The sequence below is a fragment of the Sorangium sp. So ce726 genome, assembly GCF_051521405.1.
In the GTDB taxonomy this organism is placed as follows: domain Bacteria; phylum Myxococcota_A; class Polyangia; order Polyangiales; family Polyangiaceae; genus Sorangium.
This window is the reverse complement of sequence record NZ_CP150349.1, coordinates 8,952,553-8,973,460: the sequence shown is the minus strand read 5'-3', so window position 1 is coordinate 8,973,460 and position 20,908 is coordinate 8,952,553. Positions and strand designations below refer to the sequence as shown.

At 70.5% G+C, this 20,908-nt stretch carries 20 protein-coding genes; 13 read left to right on the top strand and 7 right to left on the bottom strand.

Going from position 1 to position 20,908, the window contains the following annotated elements:
• Positions 1-5: 5 nt before the first annotated feature.
• The 6 genes from WME79_RS33195 (at position 6) to WME79_RS33170 (ending at position 5,310) form a co-directional block, all read left to right on the top strand.
• Positions 6-254, top strand: a complete 249-nt coding sequence (locus WME79_RS33195) for a hypothetical protein (protein WP_437522996.1) — start codon at positions 6-8, stop codon at positions 252-254.
• Between the two features lie 8 nt (positions 255-262).
• Entirely contained in the window at positions 263-874 is a 612-nt protein-coding gene (locus WME79_RS33190) for a hypothetical protein (RefSeq protein WP_437522994.1), read from the top strand.
• 190 nt (positions 875-1,064) lie between these two features.
• Positions 1,065-2,513, top strand: a complete 1,449-nt coding sequence (locus WME79_RS33185; protein WP_437522992.1) for an AgmX/PglI C-terminal domain-containing protein — start codon at positions 1,065-1,067, stop codon at positions 2,511-2,513.
• A gap of 207 nt (positions 2,514-2,720) precedes the next feature.
• Complete coding sequence (locus tag WME79_RS33180; protein ID WP_012238568.1) at positions 2,721-3,296, top strand: hypothetical protein; 576 nt, start codon at positions 2,721-2,723, stop codon at positions 3,294-3,296.
• Between the two features lie 38 nt (positions 3,297-3,334).
• Positions 3,335-4,717, top strand: a complete 1,383-nt coding sequence (locus WME79_RS33175) for a hypothetical protein (protein ID WP_437522990.1) — start codon at positions 3,335-3,337, stop codon at positions 4,715-4,717.
• 95 nt (positions 4,718-4,812) lie between these two features.
• Complete coding sequence (locus tag WME79_RS33170) at positions 4,813-5,310, top strand: polysaccharide biosynthesis/export family protein (protein WP_437522988.1); 498 nt, start codon at positions 4,813-4,815, stop codon at positions 5,308-5,310.
• A 50-nt stretch (positions 5,311-5,360) separates the two neighbouring features.
• On the opposite strand, the gene WME79_RS33165 is transcribed toward WME79_RS33170, so the two are convergent.
• A complete protein-coding gene (locus tag WME79_RS33165; protein WP_437522987.1) occupies positions 5,361-6,263 on the bottom strand; it encodes a PPC domain-containing DNA-binding protein in 903 nt (300 codons plus the stop codon).
• A complete protein-coding gene (locus WME79_RS33160) occupies positions 6,260-8,281 on the bottom strand; it encodes an OmpA family protein (protein ID WP_437522985.1) in 2,022 nt (673 codons plus the stop codon). The genes WME79_RS33165 and WME79_RS33160 overlap by 4 nt, the downstream gene beginning before the upstream one ends.
• Between WME79_RS33160 and WME79_RS33155 the strand changes: the two genes are divergently transcribed.
• The 3 genes from WME79_RS33155 (at position 8,214) to WME79_RS33145 (ending at position 10,999) form a co-directional block, all read left to right on the top strand.
• Complete coding sequence (locus WME79_RS33155) at positions 8,214-9,116, top strand: Maf family protein (RefSeq protein ID WP_437522983.1); 903 nt, start codon at positions 8,214-8,216, stop codon at positions 9,114-9,116. The two genes, WME79_RS33160 and WME79_RS33155, sit on opposite strands and share 68 nt — an antisense overlap.
• The gene (locus tag WME79_RS33150; protein ID WP_437522981.1) at positions 9,113-10,651 is read left to right on the top strand and encodes a hypothetical protein; all 1,539 of its coding nucleotides are present in this window, start codon (positions 9,113-9,115) and stop codon (positions 10,649-10,651) included. The genes WME79_RS33155 and WME79_RS33150 overlap by 4 nt, the downstream gene beginning before the upstream one ends.
• Positions 10,652-10,735: 84 nt before the next feature.
• The gene (locus WME79_RS33145) at positions 10,736-10,999 is read left to right on the top strand and encodes a hypothetical protein (RefSeq protein ID WP_437522980.1); all 264 of its coding nucleotides are present in this window, start codon (positions 10,736-10,738) and stop codon (positions 10,997-10,999) included.
• On the opposite strand, the gene WME79_RS33140 is transcribed toward WME79_RS33145, so the two are convergent.
• Both WME79_RS33140 and WME79_RS33135 read right to left on the bottom strand, forming a co-directional pair.
• Positions 10,980-12,038 carry an RluA family pseudouridine synthase gene (locus WME79_RS33140; protein ID WP_437522978.1) on the bottom strand — a complete coding sequence of 353 codons (1,059 nt, stop codon included), beginning with the start codon at positions 12,036-12,038 and terminating at the stop codon, positions 10,980-10,982. The two genes, WME79_RS33145 and WME79_RS33140, sit on opposite strands and share 20 nt — an antisense overlap.
• Before the next feature lie 66 nt (positions 12,039-12,104).
• Complete coding sequence (locus tag WME79_RS33135; RefSeq protein ID WP_437522977.1) at positions 12,105-12,665, bottom strand: SMI1/KNR4 family protein; 561 nt, start codon at positions 12,663-12,665, stop codon at positions 12,105-12,107.
• A 728-nt stretch (positions 12,666-13,393) separates the two neighbouring features.
• On the opposite strand from WME79_RS33135, the gene WME79_RS33130 reads away from it, so the two are divergent.
• Together WME79_RS33130 and sixA are read left to right on the top strand one after the other, a co-directional pair.
• On the top strand, positions 13,394-15,343 hold the full coding sequence (locus WME79_RS33130) for a MopE-related protein (RefSeq protein WP_437522975.1): 1,950 nt from the start codon (positions 13,394-13,396) through the stop codon (positions 15,341-15,343).
• Between the two features lie 80 nt (positions 15,344-15,423).
• Positions 15,424-15,951, top strand: coding sequence for a phosphohistidine phosphatase SixA (gene sixA / locus WME79_RS33125; protein ID WP_437522974.1), 528 nt, complete (start codon positions 15,424-15,426; stop codon positions 15,949-15,951).
• A gap of 16 nt (positions 15,952-15,967) precedes the next feature.
• Here the strand turns inward: sixA and WME79_RS33120 are convergent, their stop codons facing one another.
• On the bottom strand, positions 15,968-17,002 hold the full coding sequence (locus WME79_RS33120; RefSeq protein ID WP_437323915.1) for an AAA family ATPase: 1,035 nt from the start codon (positions 17,000-17,002) through the stop codon (positions 15,968-15,970).
• Positions 17,003-17,132: 130 nt separating this feature from the next.
• On the opposite strand from WME79_RS33120, the gene WME79_RS33115 reads away from it, so the two are divergent.
• Positions 17,133-18,677 carry a flavohemoglobin expression-modulating QEGLA motif protein gene (locus tag WME79_RS33115; RefSeq protein WP_437522972.1) on the top strand — a complete coding sequence of 515 codons (1,545 nt, stop codon included), beginning with the start codon at positions 17,133-17,135 and terminating at the stop codon, positions 18,675-18,677.
• Positions 18,678-18,737: 60 nt separating this feature from the next.
• Here the strand turns inward: WME79_RS33115 and WME79_RS33110 are convergent, their stop codons facing one another.
• Together WME79_RS33110 and WME79_RS33105 are read right to left on the bottom strand one after the other, a co-directional pair.
• On the bottom strand, positions 18,738-19,586 hold the full coding sequence (locus tag WME79_RS33110) for an RNA polymerase sigma factor (protein WP_437522971.1): 849 nt from the start codon (positions 19,584-19,586) through the stop codon (positions 18,738-18,740).
• 169 nt (positions 19,587-19,755) lie between these two features.
• Positions 19,756-20,547: an enoyl-CoA hydratase/isomerase family protein gene (locus WME79_RS33105; RefSeq protein WP_012238553.1), complete on the bottom strand. Its 792-nt coding sequence runs from the start codon at positions 20,545-20,547 to the stop codon at positions 19,756-19,758.
• A gap of 84 nt (positions 20,548-20,631) precedes the next feature.
• Between WME79_RS33105 and WME79_RS33100 the strand changes: the two genes are divergently transcribed.
• Positions 20,632-20,898 carry a phosphopantetheine-binding protein gene (locus WME79_RS33100; RefSeq protein ID WP_044969499.1) on the top strand — a complete coding sequence of 89 codons (267 nt, stop codon included), beginning with the start codon at positions 20,632-20,634 and terminating at the stop codon, positions 20,896-20,898.
• Positions 20,899-20,908: the final 10 nt, after the last annotated feature.

Below are 20,908 nucleotides of genomic sequence, written 5' to 3'. Positions count from 1 at the left end.
TGAGCATGTACAAGGCACTTGCGCTGGGTTCGGTCCTGCTCGCGATCCTCGGCTACGGCGCGCGGGCGAGCGCGCAGGAGAAGGGCAAGCAGCGCGGGGTCATCACGCTCGCTGAGGTGACGATCACGGGCCGCATCCAGAAGCCGATCGCGGCCGTCGACGTCAGCCGGATCCAGCCGAAGCTCACGCTCGCCGAGCTGCGTCAGCCGTTCCTGGACCGCATCGAGCAGGCGATCTTCAAGGAGCCGTTCTAGGCGGCGGCGTGTCCGCCGTCGCCGTGCTCTTGAGCGCGCTGTCGATCGCGTCGAGCGCCGCCTGCGCCGCGATCTCATGGAAGCACCCCGCGCAGGTCGCGCGCGCGACCGGCGGCGACCTGATGTCGCTCGCGCGCTCGCTCCGCGCGCTGCCCGGCGAGGCGCGGCTGCCGGAGCTCGCGAGGCGGTCGCCGCCGGAGAGCTGGGAGCGCCGCCTCGCGCTCGAGGTCATGGCCGCCGCCGACCCGCGCGCGAAGATCGCGGCGGCGAACGAGCTCCTCGCCGAGATCGAGCAGCGGCTCGACGCCGGCGCGGGGTGGCCGCGCGCGGCGGCGCGCCTGTCGGCGCTCGCCGCGCTGCTCCTGGCCACGCTCTCGTACCTCGCGCAGGCCGGGCCCTCGGTCATCGCGCTCGTCCTGGGCGCGGGGGGCGCCGGCGCGATTGCGTCCGCGGCTGCTGGGCGCGCCGGCCGCGCCGCTGCCGCGCGAGGGCGCGAGGCGATCGACGCGCTCGTACGGGTCGCCCTGGAACCACTCGATCGCGCCGATAACGTCGATGGCGTTGGGGGCCCCGGGGCCCCTTCCGGAACACCTCGACGTGCCCGTCGGGCGCCCCGGTGAGCGCGGCGCGCTCTCCTGGACCGCCCCGAGCTGTCCGTGTACCCTCGCAAATTATGGTGCCCTCCGCTGCGCGGCGCGTCGCTCGCGGATCCGGGCCCGGGGCCTGCCGGGCCCCGGAGCGCGGCTCCGCAAGCCACGCGCGATCGCGATCGGCGCCCGCTTCATCCCCCCTCTCCCGGAGTCCTTTGGAATGACCCAGCAGCACCCGCACCCCACCCCGTCGCGCCCCGGGCAGCCCGGGCAGATGACCGCGGTCATGCGGGCGGTCGCACCGGTGACCGGCCCGAAGGTCCTCAGGATCGGCCTGGTTCAGGGGGGAAAGGTGATCGAGGAGCGCGTCATCAAGCAGCGCACCCACGTCACCATCGGCCCCAGCGAAAAGAGCATGTTCGTCATCCCGAGCAAGAGCATCCCGCCGAACTTTCGGGTGTTCGAGCTCGTGGGGGGCGAGTACTTCCTCAATTTCCTGGACGGGATGACCGGTCGGGTCGCCTTCAAGGCCGGCGTCTCTGAGCTCTCCGCGCTCAAATCGTCCGCCAAGCGTGTGGCGGTCGGCAATGTCCAGGCCTACCAGGTCCAGCTCAGCGAGGAGGCGCGCGGCAAGCTCGTCGTGGGGGAGACGACGTTCCTCTTCCAGTTCGTCGCGCCGCCGCCCGTGCAGCCCAAGCCGCAGCTGCCCGTCTCGGTGAAGTCGGGGATCGCGAACGACATCGACTGGACGACCACGATCATCGCCGCGTTCTCGTTCCTGTTCCACTTCGGCGCCGTGGGGTCGATCTACTCCGACTGGATGGACCCGGTGGTCGACGACGAGATCGACGTCGCGCAGCTGCTCGAGTCCGTGAAGCAGCTGCCCCCGCCGCCGGTGGAGCAGCCGCCGAAGGAGGACGCCGAGACGCCGGCCGCGACAGCGGCGCCTACGGCCGAAGCGCCGAAGGCCGCTGGCGGTGGGAACAAGGGCGCGGCGGCTGCCAGCCCGGGGAAGGGCTCTGGCGGGATGAGCGACGCCCGCGCGTCGGCGCTCACCAACGAGCTCGCGCAGCTCGACATGCAGATGCTGGGCGCGCTCAACTCGAGCGGGAACGCGACCGCCAGCGTCCTGAGCTCGGGAGACGTGCCGACCGGCTTGCTCGAAAACGCGGCCGCCTCAGGGGCCGGCGTCGGCAAGGGCGGTGTGGCGGGATTGAACATGGGCGGCGCCGGGGGTGGCACTGTGCGACCTGGCGCGGCCGGCGGTGGTGGCCTCGCCACGATTGGCAACACCGGGACCAGCGGCCCTGCGACGGCCGGCTCGGCGCAGACGGTCAAGGGGCCGGTGGGCAACGCCCAGGTGGGCGGCGCCGCGGTCTCCGGCGGGAGCGTCTCGAACGCGCCCTCCGTCGTGGCTGGGATGACCGCTGGCTTTCGTCGTTGCTACAACAAAGGCCTTCAAGAGGACCCGAGCATGAAGGGGTCGGTCCGGATCACCGCGAAGATCGGCCCCAACGGCGAGGTGCTCTCGGCGACCCCCTCCGGCGGCGGCGGGCTGTCCGGTACGGTGGTCTCGTGCGTCGTCGCGCGCGTCCAGAGCGCGCAGTTCGCGCCGCCCGAGGGCGGCGGCGCGACGGTTGTGATTCCTGTCACTTTCGTGAGCCAATAGCCCCGATGCTTCCCGGATCCGTCGACAAGACGCAATCCTCTCTCCTCGCGTGAACGTGAATGGCGTGCTGACGTCGCGCATCGAACGGGGAAAGCGCCGTACGGGTGCTCCCGACGGACGCGCGCTGCTGCTCGGCATGTTCATTGCGTTTTGACAATTACGTCTGCCCGCACCTATACTGCGCGGGTCTGACTTCCGGAGGCTTCGATGAAGCGTGAACAGATCCCTGGCTTCGCCGCAGTGGCGCTGATCTCGGTCGTGGTCGGCCACGGGATCGCCGCTGCGCAGGCGCAGACGGCGCCTCCGCCGGACGCCTCCGCCGGCCTCGCGCGGCAGGTGACGCTCTCGCCCGCAGAGCAGCTCGCGCAGAGCGAGACCTACCTCGCCCGTATGGACGGAGCCCGCACGTCGGTTCGTCGCCAGCTGGAGACGGCCCGGTCGCAGCGCGACGTCGTGAAGACGCTCTGTCTTGACGACAAGCTGAATCAGATCGACGTCGCCATCCGCTCCGCCCGCGAGCGGCGGCAGGGCCTGGAGCTCGCCGTGAATCGGCGTGACGTCGATCTCTCCAACCATGAGTTCACGATCCTGACGGTGCTGCGGCAGCGGACCGAGCAACTGACGGCCGAGGCCAACCAGTGCATCGGACAGGAAGCGGGCTTTATCGGCGATAGCGCCGTGACGGCCACGATCGATCCGAACCTCCCCAAGGACGATCCTTCCGAGTATCCCGTCAGCCAGATCATCATCGAGCCGCCTGCGTGCAGTAGCTGTTTTCGGTAGGCGACCGCCTCTCTCGGATTGCCACTGCCCAATAGGCGATGAAACTTCGTGAAACCATAGCCGCCGCTGCAGTCACACTCACTCTGTCCCCGGCGTTGGCCCTGGCGCAGGATCAGCCGTGGCTCAAGGATCGGCGCTACACCGAGGGCATCGGGATACGCACCGGCGATCTCGAGCTGCATCCCGGAGTCGCTGCGGAGTTCGGCTATGACTCCAACTTCTTCCGCCGAGCGGAGGATGACCAGGCTGCTTCGGATGACGTCGGGCCTGTGGGCTCGTTGCGGCTCCGGATCACGCCGTCCTTTTCGCTCTCGACGCTGAGCGCGCAGCGGCAGGAGGTGACACCGGACGCGCCACCTCCGGACGTCGAGTTTCGCGGCGGCATCTCCGCGACCTACGAGGAGTTCTTCCCGGTATCCGGGATGGAGAAGGGGAAGGAACGGCTGGGTCAGCAGCGGAACATCGGCGGCCTGCTCGACGCCAACGTGACGATCCTGCCTCGACGCCCATGGTCCGGGATCATCGACGCGTCGCTCGGCCGGACGATTGCCCCTTCTGATCTCGGGATTACCAACGAGAGCTTTCGGCGCGTCCACGCGGACGCCGGCGCAGAGCTGGTATGGACGCCGGGCGGGGGGCTGCTCGATTGGCGGCTGGGCTATCGCTTCCTCGGCACGTTCTTCGAGCTCGATGAGTTCGATAGCCTGACGAATATGCAGCACAGGCTCCGGACGCGGGGCCGCTGGCGCTTCTTGCCGCGCACCGCGCTCATTTATGACGCTTCGCTCGGGTTCGTGAACTATCCGAATCCGGGCTCTCTGCCCTCCTCTCACCCGCTGCGCGCGCAGCTCGGTATCAACGGTCTCGTGACGTCGTCGTTCGGCCTCCTCGCGATGGCCGGCTGGGGCGCGAGCTTCTACTCGTCAGACGGCCAGGCCGAGGTGCATGACTTCGACAGCGTCATCGGTCAGCTCGAGCTGAAGTGGTACCTGACGCCGAACCCGTCGACCGACCCCGAGGCGGCAACGCTCGCGCTGTCGTCGCTCTCCGCCGGCTTCACGCGCGACTTTCAGGACAGCCTTCTCGCGAGCTATTACGAGCGCAATCGCGGGTACCTCAAGCTCACCTACTTCTTCGGTGGGCGCTTTCTCGTGATCGCAGATGGCGGCGTGGCAGCGAACGTGTATCCCGTGATCCCGGCAGGCGGCGCTACCGAGGAGCACCCCCCCTGGACTGATGTCCGCATCGATGCCTCTCTGTTCGGCGAGTACCGGATAGGAGACTCGCTGGGCGTCAACTCGACGCTACGTTACGGCAACAACATCAGCGGCACATCGCTGACGCCTGAAGGCGGGGGCACGTCTAACTCCCTCGGGTGGCAGCAGTTCGAAGCCTTCCTCGGCGTGCGCTGGTTCATGTGATGCGGCGTCCTGGTCGGTGGACCGCCGCCGTGCTCGCGCTGGCGCTTGCTGCGTGCTCATCGCGAACGCCCCAGCCAGCGAACCTGCCTCCGCCGGTGCAGGCGACGACCATCGGGGTCGGCGACGTGTTCGAGCTCCGCATCGTCGGAGAAGAGAAGCTGCCCTCGACGTTCACCGTCGCGCCGGATGGCACCGTCGACTTCCCCTACGTGAAGCGGCTCAAGGTGTCGGGCCTCGAGCCTCAGGAGGTCGCGGAGCTCGTGCGCGCGAAGCTCATGGAGGGGCAGGTCCTCACCGATCCCAGCGTGAGCGTGAGCATCAAAGAGTACAACTCGAAGCGGGTCGAGGTGCTCGGCGAGGTGCAGAAGCCTGGGTCCTTGCCGCTCCAGCCCGGCATGACGCTGCTCCGCGCCATCTCGATGGCGGGAGGGTTCAACAGCATCGCGGACAAGGATCGGGTCACGATCCGCAGGAAGTCCCAGGGCAAGACGGTGTTCACCACCGTCTCGGTCGAGGACATCATCGACAACAAGATCCCCGACGTGCCGCTCCAGGCCGGGGACTCGATCCACATCGCCCAGCGCGTCTTCTGAGCGCCCAGGCGCCGCCGGCCACCTCGTGACCGAGGTGGCCTCGGTCGCTCTCAGTTCTTCCGCGCGAGGCGGAACTGCTTCCTGCCTGTCGCCGCGTCGACGGTGGGGGGTTCGATGCGGAGCATCGTCAGCGAGACCTCGCGCACGCGGCCGTCGCGCTCCTGGCGGAGGCGGATCCGCTCGCCATCCGAGCTGATCACGGTGCAGTCGCCGAAGTGAAAGTGGGTCACGCTGTCGCCCACTTCCGGATAGGGCTCGTCCTCCTGGCGAGGACGGGTCGGGCGCTGCGGTAGCGGCGCGGCGGCGAGCTCCGCGGAGCCCGTTGAGGCTGCGCGCGGCGGCTCCACGGCGGGCGCCGGAGGCGCCGCGCGCAGCGGCTCCACGGCGGGCGCCGGGGGCGCCGCGCGCGGCGGCTCCACGGCGGGCGCCGGAGGCGTCGCGCGCGGCAGCTCCGCGGCGTGCACCGGAGGCGCCAGGCGGGGCGGCTCGCCCGCGAGCGCGGGGAGGGCGGACGACTGGGTTGCGAGCTGCATCGCGCCCGTTCGATCGTCGAACACCCGCACCAGCGGCAGATCGTCGAACGCCGTGACGCGGAGCTCGAGCCCGTAGACGCGCGCCCACACGAGCTCGCCGGCGGCGAGCTGGAGGCCGACGCCGGACTCGCGGGCGAGCGTGGCCGACAGCCGAAGCGAGGTCTCTCCCTGCTGGAGCGCGATGTTCCCCGAGAGCGCCACCACGTCGCACGGGCCGTCGAGGACGCGCGTCTTCGCGTAGCTGCGGGAAGCTTGATCGAACAGCGCCACTTCGGCCTGCTCCAGCGAGCCTACCCCCTCGATCCAGCCGGCGCGCGCCTCGGCCTCATCGAGGGCGCGCACCAGCGCTGCGGGGAGCTCCTCGCCCCGGTCGAGGCGGATGATCAAATGGCGGGCACGGCGTGCCTCGAGGACATTCATCGCTGTTTCTTTTCTCCGGTCGTCGAGGGGGCTGCGCCCGGAGCACCCGGGGCTCCTTCAGAGCGCCGAGCGCGGGTCGCCGTCACCTCGATCTGGGGCGCGCCAGGCGCGCGCTTGGCTGATGGGTCGCCAGCGGCGGCCGTGATCCGGTCCGCCGGCAAGCCCGCTGTTGCAAGGAGCTCCTTGACGGCGCTCGCGCGCGCGCCCGCGAGATCGAGGGCGCGCGTGGACTGATCGCCCTGACGATCGGCGTAGGCCTCCACGATGACGATGTCGAGGGGCATGCGCCCGCGCATGAGCTGCGCGACCATGGCGAGCTGCGCCGCGAGGGCTGGTGGCACGCGGGCGCTCCCTGCCGGGAAGCGGACCAGGCCGTCGAGGACGACCTGATCGCCGGACCACCGCGGCAAGGACCTGCCGGTCGGCTCAGGGCAGCCGTCGGCGTCGTTCGTGCCGTCGATCGTCTCGGCGGTCATGGGGCATGCGTCGGCCGCATCGGCCACGCCGTCCTCGTCGTTGTCGCGCTCGGGGCAGCCGTCGTCGTCCTGGAAGCCGTCGCGATCCTCGGCGTTGCCCGGGCACTGGTCGCTGGCGTCAGGGACCTGGTCGATGTCGTTGTCGGGATCCGGGCAGCCGTCGTCATCCTTGAAGCCGTCGACGTCTTCCGCGCCCATGGGGCACGTGTCGCGCGCATCCAGGATCCCGTCGCCATCGTTGTCGGGATCGGGGCATCCGTCGCTGTCCTGGAAGCCGTCTCGGTCCTCGGCGGCGTTCCGGCAGGTGTCGGCGTCGTCCGGGACGCCGTCGCTGTCGTCGTCCGCGTCAGGGCAGCCGTCGCCGTCCTGGAAGCCGTCGATCGTCTCGGGCTCGTCCCGGCACCTGTCGCGACCGTCGGGGATCCGATCGCCGTCGTTGTCGGGATCGGGGCAGCCGTCGCCGTCCTGAAAGCCGTCGCGATCCTCCGCGACGAGCGGGCACTCGTCGTCGCGATCGAGGACGGCGTCGGCGTCTGCATCGCGCCCCGTCGGCGCATAGCGGAGCCCCAGGTTGAACCGGAAGCGCGGCGCTGTGAGCGCGCCGCCGGAGGCGAACGGGATGGCGCTGCCGCCGCCCACGGACAGCGAGACGTCGCCTGCGAGCAGCGGGGCGCTCGTGGCCGAGAGGATCCACTCCGCAGGCACCAGCGCCGGGGCTCCGGCGGGCTGGTCGGCGAGCGTGTAGAGGGCGAACGCCTCCGCCGACGCCGTGAGCCAGCGGTCCGGGAGCACGTCGACCGAGGCGCCGAGGGCGCCCAGGAGCTGTGGGCCGACCTCGGTGTCGATCAGCGTGCTCGAGCCACGGAGCCGGGCCCCGACCTCGGCCGCGAGCAGGAGCTTGCCGAGGCGGTACGCCGCGGTGACGCTCGGCGCGAGCGTGACGGTCCCGGCGCTGGCGAACACCGACCCGTCGCCGGTGGGCACACCCAGATCGAGGCGCGCTGCCAGCGAGAAGCCATCGAGCGGACCACGCTGGGCCGGCGGCACGATCGCGAACGCGGCGCCCAGGCGAGCGTCGCGCATCACGCTGCGCTGGAGCTCCGTGTCGGTGCCGAGGACGTCGGAGAAGCCTGCCCCGTCCTGGTACAGGGTGACGGGAGCGGCGACCGTGACCTCCAGGCGATCGGTGAGCCCGAACGACGCCAGGAAGGTCGCGTCGAGCATGTTGTCCAGCGCATGGATGACCGTCCCCTCGGGGTCGGGCGAGGCGGTGCGCAGGCCCACCGGCCGCGATAGGTAGCTCGCCACGAGGCCGAACGAGGCCTTCGCGCTCGGAGCCGTCCCTGTGCTCCCCACGGCGAAGAAAGGGCCGCCGCCTGCGTGAGGCCAGAGGTTGTCGGCGTCGATACAGCCCGACAGCCCGCTGGCCGGCGCGCACTCGTCCGCGCGCACCGGCGCTGGAAGGAGGGTCGCCATGAAGACCCCGGACGCCACCAGCAGCGGGAGGCTTGATCGTGCAGGCACCCTCCGGTTGGCGCGCATTGCGCCCGACCCTCTACTACTGCCGGGGGGAGAGTCAAAACAGCAATCGACGCGTCGCGATCCGCTGGCGTCCGAGGCTCAGTTTGCGTCGGACTGCGTCGTGCTCCGCGGTCGCGCTCGCGCCGTGCTAGGACCACGCCCGGCCGGGGCCGGCGCCGCCGGCGTCCGCACGACCATGATCGACGACTCGCACCCGCTCCTGCTCGGCTCCGGCTCGCCGCGCCGGCGAGAGATCCTGACCACGCTCGGCCTGCCTCTCCGCGTCGCGGCAGCCGAGGTCGACGAGGCGGGGCGCGCCGGCGAGGGCGCCGCGGCCTACCTGGAGCGCGTGACCCTGGCGAAGCTCGCGGCCGCGCGGCGCCTGCGCCAGGCGGCCGGGGCCGGCGCGATCCTCGTCGCCGACACGTCGGTCATCCTCGGCGATTCCATCCTCGGCAAGCCGCGAGACGAGGTCGACGCGCGCTCCATGCTCCGCGCCCTCTCGGGCCGCGAGCACGAGGTCTGGACCCGGTTTGCGATCGCCGACGGCGATCGGGCCGACGTCGCGACGGCATCCGTCCCGGACCTCGCCGAGGCGCTCCACGCCGAGACGGTCGTGACGCGGGTGCGCTTCCGCGAGCTCGACGACGGCGAGGTGGCGTCGTACGCGGCGACCGGCGAGGGGCTCGACAAGGCCGGCGCCTACGCGATTCAGGGCATCGGCGCGTTCGCCGTCGCGCGCATCGACGGCTCCTATTCCAACGTCGTCGGTCTGCCCGCGTGCGAGGTCGTCGCCGCGTTGCGGACCACCGGCTTGCTTGCGCGCTTCCCGCTGTCGCTCGCGCGCTCGTCATGAGCGACGGCGCCTCGGTCGTCGCGCGTCGGCGCGACGCGGGCGCGATCTTCGCGCTCGCCCTCGCCGCGCGGCTCGCCATGGTCGTCTGGGCGGCCGGGCGCTTCCCGCCCACCGCCGACGGAACGTACTACCAGCGCATCGCCGAGCGGATCGCGGCGGGGCTCGGCTACACGTGGCTCTGGCCGGACGGCGTCGTCACGTACGCCGCGCACTACCCGGTGGGCTATCCGGGCGCGGTCGGCGCGCTGTACGCGCTGCTCGGCGCGCACCCCGCGGTCGCGATGCTGCTGAACGCCGTGCTCGGCGCGCTCGCGGCGCTCGCCGTCCATCGCCTGGCGGCCCGCGCTGCGCCGCGCTCGCGCGCCGTGCCGGCGCTCTCCGGTGGGCTCGTCGCCCTCCACCCCGGGCTCGTCGCGTATACCCCGGCACTGATGACCGAGGGCGTCACCGGTTCGCTCGTCGCCTGCGCGGCGTGGGCGTCCGCCAGGGCGCGCGAGCGCCGCCCCGCGCTGGCCCCGTTCGCCGTCATCGGGCTGCTCGTTGGCGCTGCCACCCTCGTCCGTCCGCAGGCGCTCCTGCTCGCGCCCCTGTTCGCCGGCCTCGCCCTGTCGGGCTCTCCGCCTGCAGGCGGTCCCCGGTTCCTCCTCCCGTTTGCCGCGCGCGCGGCGCCCGTCCTGCTGACCGTCATCGCCGCGCTCCTCGTGTGCGCGCCCTGGACCGCGCGCAACTGCCTGCGGATGAACCAGTGCGCTCTGGTGAGCGTGAACGGCGGATGGAATCTCCTCATCGGAGCGGACCCGGCGTCCACCGGCGCCTGGGCGCCCGTCCAGGTCCCCGAGGCGTGCCGCGAGGTCTTCGATGAAGCCGGCAAGGACGCCTGCTTCGGCCGGGAGGCGCGCCGGTACATCGCCGAGCACCCGGGCGAATGGCTCGGGCTCGTGCCCAGGAAGCTCGCGGCGACGTTCGACTACTGCGGCGCGGCCGGGTGGTACCTCCACGCCTCGAACCCGTCGGCGTTCAGCGAGGCCGACAAGATCGCGCTCGGCGCCGTCGAGACCGTCTTCGAGCGCATCGTCCTCCTCGCCGCGCTCGTGTGGGCAGCGCGAAGGCCCGCGCAGGCGCTCGGCGCTCGCCGTCCCTCGCTCGCGCAGCGCGCGCTCGACATCGCTCGGCTCGCGCTGTTCGCGCTGGGGGTCGTCGCCGCGCTGCACGTCCATGCATGGGTGGGCTACGTCGCGCTCCTCGGCCTCGCGCTCATCAAGGGCCGCGCGCTCCTCCGGGCGCCCGTGCTCGTGGGCGCCGCGCTCGCCGTCCTCGCTGCGACCGCGGCGACGCACGCCGTGTTCTTCGGTGCCGGGCGTTACGCGCTGGTCGCGTTCCCGCTCCTCTCGGGGCTCGCCGCCCTCGCCGCGGCGCGCCAGGAAGCGGATCGGCCTGCCGCCGGCGCGCCCGGTGCGACCACCCACATGCTCGCCGCGCCCCTCGCGCAGCCGCGCGGGGGCGGGGGCGGGTCGCCGGACGACGAGCTACTTTGACAGCGCCGCCTGGGCTGCTGCATCCTAGGCCCCCGTCGGTTCGGGAGCGCGTGCCCCCGGCTGGCGAACCTGGAGGAGAGACGGATGCCCTTGATTGAAACGGAAGAGGCGGCGCGCCGCCTCGCGCGCGCCATCGCGAGCGATCTCTCGCTCTACAACGAGGAGAAGATCGTGCAGGGCATCCAGCAGGATGACCTCTTCACGGTCTTGGCCGAAGAGATCGAGGAAGGGCGCGCCCTCTACAAGAGCCGCGTCTCGCCGGACCTCTACCAGAAGAACTTCTACGACCGCGCCCTCGTCGACATCCTCATCAAGTCCAAGGGCCACATCAAATCGAAGATCTGGTAGCGAGCGCCCGCAGCTGGTCGAGCGCCTTGCGCATGTCCGCTGGCAGCGCGCTCTCCCAGCGGACGGGCTTCTGCGTGGCGGGGTGGATGAACCCGAGCACGCGCGCGTGGAGGGCCTGCCGCCCCAGCTCCTCCGCGATCGCCCGTATCGCTGGCTTCTTCGGCGGCTTGCCGTAGAGGGGGTCTCCGAGGACCGGTGTCCTGCCGCGCTCGGCGAGGTGCACCCGGATCTGGTGGGTGCGGCCCGTCTCGAGCGAGCACGAGACGACGGTCGCCGCGTCGCCGAGCCTCTCGATCACGCGGACGTGCGTCACGGCGCGGCGCGGCGCGGCGACGTGTGAGCCGGGCGCGCCGGCTCCGGAGCTGGGCGCGCCGGCGCCGCCGCGGATCCACGATGTGAACCGGAGCCTGTCGGTCGGGTGCCGGCCGTGGAGCGTGTCGTAGGTGGCGTCTCGCGCCTCGCCGGCGACGATCGCGGCGTACTCGCGCTCGATCGCGTGCCTGGCGAACCGCTCTTTCAGCGCCTCGCGGGTGGGCTCGTCCTTCGCCACGACGAGCAGGCCGCTCGTCCCTCGGTCGAGCCTGTGCACGATCCCGGGGCGGACATGGCCCATGGGATCGCGCGGATCGGCGGGCGCCAGGGTGAACCCGGGCAGGGCGAGCAGTCCGTTGACCAGCGTGCCGGACGCGTGGCCGCGGGCCGGGTGCACGACGAGCCCTGCAGGTTTGTCGATCACGAGCAGGTGCTCATCCTCGTACACCACCGGGATGGCCACGTCGGGCTCGGCCGCGGTGGGCGAGGGCGACGGCTCTTCGGGGCGGACCTCGACCAGCGCGCTTGCGCGCACCGCCACCGACGCGCGCGCGGGTTCCCCGTCAACGAGGACCCGACCGGCGGCGATCCACCGCTGCACCGCCGCGCGAGAGGCCGCGTGGCCGGCGCGGTCGAGCAGGTGGACGACCAGCTTGTCGAGCCGGTCGCGAGGGTCGCCGTCGTCCACCCGGAACCGGAGGTGGAGCGCTTCTGCACCGGCAGCCATCGCGTTCGTCACGGACGTCGTTTGCGGCCGAGCGGCGCCAGGGTGAGGGCGCCGCGGCCCGCGCGATCAATACTCCGTGTCGCCCTCGTCGTCCTCTTCGGCGGTCCCGAGCTCGGGATTGAGCGCCACGTGCGACTCGAGATCCTCGAGCCGCTGCGTTTCGCGCAGCCTGATGAGGCCGCACTGCTCGGCGAGGTACAGGTCGAACGCCGTGTAGCGCGGGAAGACCCGGACGTTCGTGTCCTCGTTGTCGAGGCCGAGGATGACGAGCTCGCCGTCCCGCCTGGCCTCCCCGAGGTAGAGCGCGTTCCACGGCTGACCGGGGAGGTTGGGCAGCCTCACGACCTTGGCCCGGAGCCGCGATTCGGTCCAGCCGAGGTCGGTCTTCGCCTCGGCCAGCTTGCGGACCGAGGTGAGCTTCGGTCGAGGCGCCGACGGGTCCTGGCCGAAGCGATGCCGCCCCTTGAACCGCGGGCCCAGGCTATCGAGCGTGAAATCGAACTCGAGGAACGCCCGCAGCGTGGGCGGCAGCTCGACCATCAGCTTCGACTCGAGCGCATCGAGAGCCGCCTGGCTCGCTCCCACGGCGGTATGGCTGGAAGGGCGCTTCTTCAGTTGCGCGATCACGCGATGCACAAGCTCAACGCCACGTTCGATCGGTGCCATGTATCCACGGGCCGCGGTTGCGCGGTGTTCTTCAGGACCCAAAGGGCCTCACTGGGGCCGCGTCTCTGGGCCCCGGTTGTTGCAGGCTCGTCGCGCGCTCGGTCGGCGGTCTACATCGGCCGACCGGGTGCGCGTCCCTCTATGGTGCCTACCGGTCCGGTCCGCTCGGTGTCAACCTGCGATCGCACTGCGGTCGATCATTCCTCCTCCCCCTGAAGTGATCGCCTGGTTTCCCGTCACCCTCGACTTGAGGAGCGTGGTCCGCCTCTCCCACGTGCGCTGAAGGCGCGCCGCGCTCGCCAGATCAGGACGGCGGCTGCGATGAGCACCACCGCGGCGCCGAGCCCCAGGATGACCCATTGTGGCGCAGGGTAACGCCCGCGCTGAAGGCCAGGAGGCGGCCGCTCGTACTCGATCTGGAGCTGCGCGCCCACCGGCCCTCGTTACACGCGGATGCTCCGACCCGCAACTGATCCGCGCGCGAGCTGGCCGGGCTCGGCGTGCAGGCCAGCTCGTGAGTAGCCCTGGCAGCTGCTCGATCCAGCCGCGCAGAGCGAGGAAGTGCGCTCCAGATCAACGCGTCGCCGACCGGCCAACGCCAGCGGATCAGAACTTGCTTTCCTGGAAACTCGGGCTTGTAAAGTGGACCGGAGCGCGGGCACCGTGCGGCCGGTGCGAGAGGGTGAGAGATGAAGCCGGGCTCTTCAGCGTGGGTCGAGGGGGCGCCTCCGCGGCCTTCCCGGATTCGACGGTACCTCCTCGCGATCGGCGCATGGGCGGCGCTCGGCGTCCTGGCGGGAGCGTGCGGCCGGACGAGCCTCCTCGACCTCTCGAGCGCCAGCGCTGGAGGGGGCGGCTTTGGTGGCGCGACGAGCGGCAGCATGTCGACCTCATCGAACGGAGGCGAGGGCGTCGGAGGCTTCGACGCGTGTGGCGGTCCCACGGACTGTGACGATGGCGACGACTGCACGAGCGACGACTGCACAGACGGGCGCTGCGACCATCGTCCCCGCGACGACGATCGGGACGGCGTTGGCCCGACGTTCTGCGGCGGGAGCGACTGCAACGACCTCAACCCGTCCGTCTTCCCAGGCGCGCCGGAGATCTGCACGGACGCCGCGGACAACGACTGCAACGGCGTCAGCGACTGCTTCGATCCTGCGTGCGCAGCAGGGGAGATCTGCGGCTGTACCCCGAGCCCTGCCGGCGAGCGCTGTCAGAACGGCGCCGACGACGACTGCGACACGATCGTCGACTGCTTCGACGCGGACTGCTCGGGAACGCCGGTCTGCGGCTGCTCCACCTCGGAGGCCGGGAAGTGCGGCAACGGCGTCGATGACGACTGCGATCTCGCCTTCGACTGCGACGACGCCGACTGCGGCTCCGAGCCGCTTTGCGCCTGCAGCTCCCAGCGCGAGCGCTGCGACAACCGGGAGGATGACGACTGCGATCTCCTGGTCGACTGCGGCGATCCGGACTGCCGCGGCATCTTCCCTTGCGCGTGCGAGCCGCCTGGCTCGCCGGAGCGGTGCGAGGACGGCGCTGACAACGACTGCGACGGGCGCGTCGACTGCGCGGATCCGCAGTGCATCTCCGCGCCGGCCTGCGAGCGCTGCGTGCCGGAGATCTGCGACGACGGCGTCGACAACAACTGCGATGAGCGCGTCGACTGCGCGGACAACGCCTGCGCCTTCGCGCCGAACTGCGAGCCGACGCCAGAGCGGTGCAACAACGGCGTCGACGACGACGGCGACGCCCTGGTTGACTGCCAGGACCCGGACTGCGCGAGCAGCCCGGTGTGCGTGCTCGAGCAGGCCAACTGCCTGTCGCCGAAGCGCATCCCTGGGACTGGCACCTACACGGGGGACACCACCGGGCACGTGAGCGAGACCCGGGGTGAGTGCGGCGGCGACGCCGGCGAGGCGGTCTTCTTCTTCGTGCTCACCGCGCCCTCGCGCGTGCTCATCGACTCGCGCGGGTCGGCCTTCGACACGGCGCTCTACGTCCGCACAGGCGTCTGCAACTCCGGCCGGGAGATCGGCTGCGACGACGACAGCGGCGGGTCGCGGGCCGCCCTGCTCGATTTCAGCATCCTGTACCCCGGCACCTATTTCGTCTTCCTCGACGGCTTCACGATCGATCCCGCGAGCGGACCGAACGAGGGCCCCTTCGTGCTCAACGTCGAGATCGCCCCGAACCCGCGCGAGATCTGTGACGACGACCTCGACAACGACGGCGATCACTACGTCGACTGCGCAGATCCCGGCTGCGCCACCTTCGGGTCATGCCGGAGCTGCGCGAAGGGCGCCGCGCCTGGCCCCGAGTTCGGGACCGCCGCGTGCACCGACGGGATCGACAACGACTGCGACGGCGCGCTGGACTGCGCTGACGAGGACTGCAGCGCAAGCGACATCTACGTGACCGAGTGCTGCAACGGCCTTGATGAAAACGGGAACGGGTTCCCTGACGATTTCAACTGCCGATGCGCCTCCGATGCCGACTGCGGCGAGGGGCAGATCTGCTACACGCACACTTCTTTCACGTGCGGTTTCCCGTGCGAGAGCTTCCGCGGGAGCATCTGTCCCTTCGTGGCGCCGGGCTCGCACTGCAACGATGCGACCCATCAGTGCGAGTTCTGATGGGCGCCGAGGCGGCGCCGCTGCCTCTTTCGCGCGCACGGCGCTCCCCGGCTGGCGCTCGTCCGGGCTAAGGTCAGGTCATGGAGATCCTGATCATTCGCCACGGCCATGCCGTGGATGACGCGCCGGACCTCGGCGACGCAGGTCGCTGGTTGACGGGCAAGGGGCGCAAGCTGACCCGGCGTGTCGCCAAATGGCTCGCGAAGCAGAAGGACCGTTGTCCTGGGGCGATCTGGACGAGCCCTCTCGTGCGCGCGGTGCAGACCGCGGAGATCGTCGCCGAGGCTGCCGGGCTGACCGAAGAGGTGACGGTGGTCGCCGAGCTCTCTCCCTCACGCGATACGGCCGAGATCCTTCGTCTGCTCTCGCAGCACCAGGGGGCTCAGCCGCTGGCGCTGGTGGGGCACGAGCCTTCGTTGTCGGCGCTGGTGACGTCGCTGCTCGGCGATGGCGGCTGGGCGGGCCAGAGCCTGAAGAAGAGCGGCGTCGTCGCGGTGAGCTGGGACGGGCGCGGGCCAGGGACGCTGCGCTTCGCGTTGGATCTGAAGGCCATGAAGGCGGTCACGCCGGTGAAGGAAGCGCAGCAACAGGCGCCTCGCGCCCGGTGACGGGCGTCCGCGCCGCTCAGCGCACCGATCTCTCCACGGCGCTCAGCACGTCGACGTCGCGGACGCCGTCCGCCTCGGCGCGGTACGACAGCACGATCCGGTGCCGCAGCGCCGGGATCAGCAGCGCCCTCACGTCGTCCACGTCTGCGGCTGCTTCGCCGCGCAGCGCAGCGCGCGCCTTGGCCGCGATCACCAGCGCCTGGCTCCCGCGCGGCCCCGCGCCGTAGCGCACATAGTCCCGGACCTCCTGCGCTGCGCGCTCCGCTCCCGGCCGCGTCGCCCTGGCGAGGCGCACCGCGAGGTCCACGGCCTCGTCGGTCACCGGGATCCTCGGGACGAGGCGCCCGATCGCCAGCACCTCTCTCGCCTTGAGCACCGCCGCGATCGCCGGCGGCTTCCCCGAGGTCGTCCGTCGCGCCACCTCGCGCTCCTCGGCCTCGCTCGGGTAGGTGACGTGAATCTCCAGCAAGAAGCGGTCGAGCTGCGCCTCTGGCAGCGGGTAGGTTCCTTCCTGCTCGATCGGGTTTCGCGTCGCGAACACCTGGAACGGGTCGGGGAGGGCGTGCGTGGTGGTCCCGACGGTCACCTTGCGCTCCTGCATCGCCTCGAGCAGGGCGGCCTGCGTCTTCGGCGGCGTCCGGTTCACCTCGTCCGCGAGGACGAGGTTGTGGAAGATGGGGCCGGGCTGGAAGCGCAGGCTCCGCGACCCGTGCTGCTCGTGCAGCACGTCGGTCCCCGTGATGTCGGCGGGCAACAGATCAGGCGTGAACTGGACGCGCCCAAAGCTGAGGTCGAGCGCCCTCGCGAGCGACGACACGAGCAGGGTCTTGGCGAGCCCCGGGACGCCGACGAGCAGCGCATGGCCGCGCGCGGCGAGCGTGATCAGCATGGCCTCGACGACATCGTCCTGGCCTACCACCGCCGCCGCGATCGCCGAGCGGAGCCGCCTGGCCCCCTCTGCTGTGCGCTCGAGGAGCGCGGCATCCGAGAGGGCGGTCGATTCCTCATCGGCGGTCGTCTCGGCGTCATTCCTGTGCTCGGGATCGCTCATACGGGCAGGGCTCGTACCCCGAGGCCGCGATGCCGACAAGGACCCGGCGAAGCCGGCTCTCCCCGCGGCGCTGGTTCTGGCCCGTGGAGGTTTGCTCGGACCGGTGAGCCGGTGTTAGCAATCGATCGCAATGGCGCAGAGCTCTGAGGCCCGGGAGAGGAGAGGGGCGCACGCGGCCGACATGGAGGCGCAGCGCGAGCTCAAGGTGAGCGAGCCAGCGGGCGAGCCGCGCAGCGGCAGCGCTGGCGCGGAGGAGGACGGCGCGGGAGCGGCCGCGACCGGCGGCCAGGGCGGCCCTGGGGAAGGCGGCGCGGAGAGCGGTGAAGCGCCCTCGGCGCCGCTCGAGTCCCTGAGCTTGCACGACGGACCGATCCCGCACGCGCCGCTCCCGCCGGTCGCGGGGCCGTGGCGGTCCTACAAGGAGATCCTCGCGACGCTGGCCCAGCGCGTGCTCGATGCGCAGCGGCCGATCCGCATCCTCCAGGCACTCCGCTGGGAGGCGGACGTCGAAGAGCAATTTCTCCGCTCGAAGCAGCGCGAGCTGCCGGAGGTCGCCTACTCGGACGATCTGGGGTTCGACCCGGAGGCCAAGCAGCGCGAGCTCGAGGAGATCCTGCGCGACGCCGAGCGGGAGCTCGGCAAGCGCGATCGGCTCGGGCAGATCCTCCGCGCGACGGCGGACGAGTACCGGAAGGTCGTGAGCATGCTCATCGGACGGGGAACGAAGGCGTTCTACGCGCTGTCCCGCGAGCTCTACGGGTCCCCGAAGGACAAGCTGCCAGACGGAAAGACGAGCGTGCGGGACATGGGGTTCGTGCTCTACGACCTGCTGACGGCGATCGGCGGAGAGCGGCTCGGCCCGTCGCAGCAGCGGGAGATCACGGCGGAGATGGCGGCGCTCGATCTGAACGCCCGCTTCGACCGCTTCTTCGGCGGCGCGTCGATCCGCGTGCAGGTGGACGACTCGCTCCTCGCGGACGCCGCCGCGGGCAGCGACTACGTGAAGATCCGGAGCGGCGCGATGTTCTCCAAGAGCGATGTCGACATCCTCGAGGCGCACGAGGGGTGGGTGCACGTGGCGACCAGCTTGAACGGGCAAGCTCAGCCGGTGGCGCGCTGGCTCGCGAAGGGGCCTCCGCGCACCACAGCGGTGCAGGAAGGGCTCGCCGTTCTGGTGGAGATCCTCACCTTCAGGAGCACTCCGCGCCGCGCGAAGAAGCTGAACGACCGCATCCTCGCGGTGGACAAGGCAGAGGACGGGGCGTCGTTCCTTGACGTGTTCGAGTGGTACCGCACCGAAGGTTACGAAGAAGACGAGTGCTTCCAGAATGCCAGGCGCGTCTTCCGCGGCGGCGTGCTTGCGGGAGGGGCGCCGTTCACGAAGGACGCCTGCTACTGCAAGGGGATCGTTCTCAACTACGCCTTCATGCGCGCGGCCATTCAGCACGATCGGGCGATGCTGATTCCATTCTTGTTCGTGGGGAAGGTCGCGCACGAGGATGTCCCTGTCCTCCATGCGCACGTTACCGACGGGATCATCCGCCCGCCTCCGTATCTCCCGCCGATCTTCGACGACATGAACGGGCTGGCGATCTGGATATGCTATTCTTCCTTCTTCTCCCGCCTGGGAGGGACGGCGCTTGCCGAGCACTACGGCAGGATGCTGGAGCACTGAGAGCGGCCGACCCCGGGGCCTCGGTTGCGTCGGCCTTCTTTCGGTGCGTGCGGCGGTCGCCTAGGGAGCTGGCGCGGCGCAAGCCTGGGCGCTCGGGCCCGCGGCGTGCGCCTCGGCGATCGCGCGCATGACCGCGAGCCAGATCCTGCGCCGGAGCGTGTCCGGCACCTCGGGGATGAGCCTGGCCGTGCTCATGAGCGACTCTGCGTCCGCCCCGCGGGAGCGCTCGGCGACCTGGAGGCTCAACGGATCGTGGAGTGCGCGTCGGTCCTCGGCGTTCATGCGCTTCACCGCCACGCGGAAGTCTTCGCGGGCCAGCCGGAGGCGGTTGCGCACCGTGTTCTCCTTCACGTCCAGGTCGCGCGCGATGTCGGCGGTCGTCACATCGAGCAGATCGTGCATGATCAAGACCACGCGTCGCTCGGTGTCGATCGCGCCGAGCAGCCTGCCGACGAGCTGGCCGCTTTGCTCGCGTGCGAGCAGCTGTTCCGAGGTCAAGCCGGGGTCGGCGAGCTCGAACGGCCAGCTCGTCCCGGCGCCGACCGCGATCTCTCGGCGTCGGTGGGCGCGCTCGCGGTAGTGGCCGACCTGTCGCCAGGCGATGCCGAACAGCCAGCGCCTGAGGGGCTCGCCGAGCGGGCTCGCGGTCTGTGGCGCCCCGCGTTCCAGGCTTGGGGCGTGGCCGCAGGGGTGATGTCTGGTGCGCGCCTCGTCGGAGCAGCGCCTCGGATCGAAGCGATCCAGCGCGTGATAGGCAGCGATCATGACGTCTTGCAGGACGTCGTCGACGTCGCGCTCTGCCACCCCGAGCCAGCGGAGCGCTTGTCGGAGGAATGACAGCCCGACAGTGTATACGGTCTCGAAGCTGGGCCGCTCCAGCAGGGGCCCATGCTCAACAAGCTGTTGCATGCCTGAACTTACGTGCAGCAGCCCCCGCTGATTTGAAAATCGTCCAACCCTCCGACGTTGCCACTCAAAATGTATCTATTGTTACATTTTAGGCGATCTCAGCCTGGGCGCCGGCTGTCCCATGGAGAAGAACGGCGAGGCAGCGCATTGCTCGACGTGCGGCGTGCGCTCACTTGCCTTGGAACACCGGCTTCCGCTTCTCCATGTACGCGGCGAGCCCCTCGCGGGCGTCCTCCGACGTGAACAGCTCGGCCTGGAGCTCTCGTTCGAGGGCCAGCCCCTGTTCGAGCCCTACCTCGAAGCCTGTCTGAACGGCGCGCTTGATGCGCCCGACCGCCAGCGCCGCGCGGTCCGGCAGCGTGAACGTGTGGCTGTACGCGAGGATCCGGTCCATGAACTCGTCATGGGAGGCCGTCTCCCAGACGTCATTGATCAGGCCAACCGCGAGCGCTGTCTCGAAATCGAACGTCTGCCCCTCGCACATCAGCTGGATCGCCCGCGATTTGCCGATGAGCCTGGCCAGGCGCTGGGTGCCCCCCGTGCCTGGCAGGACGCCCAGCGCGACCTCGGGTAGGCCGACCTTGCCGGCGCCTTTGCGGGCGATGCGGAGGTCACAGGCCATCGCGATCTCGAGACCACCGCCTACCGTGTGGCCGTTCAGCGCGGCGATGCAGAGCTTCGGCGTGTGCTCGAGGCGGCTCAATGTCTCGTTCGCGTGGAGACAGAAGTAGTATTTGAACGTCGGGTCCGACTCGCGGAGCATGTTGATGTTCGCTCCTGCGCAGAAGAACTTTTCGCCGTGCCCGGTGATGACGATGACATGGACATCGTTGTCGAAGCGGGCCTCGAGGATGGCCGCGTCGAGGTCCTTCATCATCTCGTGGGTGTAGCCGTTGACGGGCGGATCATTGAGCGTAAGCAGCGCGACGCCTGCAGAGGTGGCGTAGTCGACGAGGGCCATGGGCGCTCTTTACCAAACCGTCAGAAAAAGCGCTGCCCCCTGGTGGAAAGGCGCGGAATTGTGCTACCCCGCAGGGACGTGCTCATGAACGCGCAGGACGTGCGGCAGAAGTTAAAAGAACTCATGGTCGAGGAGCTGAACCTCGAGGGGAAGACGCCGGCCGACATCGACGACGCCGCTCCGCTGTTCGGCGCGGGGCTGGGCCTCGATTCGCTGGACGCGCTCCAGCTCGCCATGAGCGTGGAGGAGCGCTTCGGCGTCCGCATCCCGGAGGGCGACGAAGCGAGGCCGATCTTCGCATCGGTGGACGCGCTCGTGGCCCACATCGTCAAGTCGACCGCGGCGGCGTGAACGCGCCGCA

Bases quoted from the DNA above. Each gene is read 5' to 3' on its own strand.
- WME79_RS33195 (WP_437522996.1), top strand. From the start codon at position 6: ATGTACAAGGCACTTGCGCTGGGTTCGGTCCTGCTCGCGATCCTCGGC.
- WME79_RS33185 (WP_437522992.1), top strand. From the start codon at position 1,065: ATGACCCAGCAGCACCCGCACCCCACCCCGTCGCGCCCCGGGCAGCCC.
- WME79_RS33180 (WP_012238568.1), top strand. From the start codon at position 2,721: ATGAAGCGTGAACAGATCCCTGGCTTCGCCGCAGTGGCGCTGATCTCG.
- WME79_RS33175 (WP_437522990.1), top strand. From the start codon at position 3,335: ATGAAACTTCGTGAAACCATAGCCGCCGCTGCAGTCACACTCACTCTG.
- WME79_RS33165 (WP_437522987.1), bottom strand. From the start codon at position 6,263: ATGAATGTCCTCGAGGCACGCCGTGCCCGCCATTTGATCATCCGCCTC.
- WME79_RS33155 (WP_437522983.1), top strand. From the start codon at position 8,214: ATGAAGACCCCGGACGCCACCAGCAGCGGGAGGCTTGATCGTGCAGGC.
- WME79_RS33160 (WP_437522985.1), bottom strand. From the start codon at position 8,281: ATGCGCGCCAACCGGAGGGTGCCTGCACGATCAAGCCTCCCGCTGCTG.
- WME79_RS33150 (WP_437522981.1), top strand. From the start codon at position 9,113: ATGAGCGACGGCGCCTCGGTCGTCGCGCGTCGGCGCGACGCGGGCGCG.
- WME79_RS33145 (WP_437522980.1), top strand. From the start codon at position 10,736: ATGCCCTTGATTGAAACGGAAGAGGCGGCGCGCCGCCTCGCGCGCGCC.
- WME79_RS33140 (WP_437522978.1), bottom strand. From the start codon at position 12,038: ATGGCTGCCGGTGCAGAAGCGCTCCACCTCCGGTTCCGGGTGGACGAC.
- WME79_RS33130 (WP_437522975.1), top strand. From the start codon at position 13,394: ATGAAGCCGGGCTCTTCAGCGTGGGTCGAGGGGGCGCCTCCGCGGCCT.
- sixA (WP_437522974.1), top strand. From the start codon at position 15,424: ATGGAGATCCTGATCATTCGCCACGGCCATGCCGTGGATGACGCGCCG.
- WME79_RS33120 (WP_437323915.1), bottom strand. From the start codon at position 17,002: ATGAGCGATCCCGAGCACAGGAATGACGCCGAGACGACCGCCGATGAG.
- WME79_RS33115 (WP_437522972.1), top strand. From the start codon at position 17,133: ATGGCGCAGAGCTCTGAGGCCCGGGAGAGGAGAGGGGCGCACGCGGCC.
- WME79_RS33110 (WP_437522971.1), bottom strand. From the start codon at position 19,586: ATGCAACAGCTTGTTGAGCATGGGCCCCTGCTGGAGCGGCCCAGCTTC.
- WME79_RS33105 (WP_012238553.1), bottom strand. From the start codon at position 20,547: ATGGCCCTCGTCGACTACGCCACCTCTGCAGGCGTCGCGCTGCTTACG.
- WME79_RS33100 (WP_044969499.1), top strand. From the start codon at position 20,632: ATGAACGCGCAGGACGTGCGGCAGAAGTTAAAAGAACTCATGGTCGAG.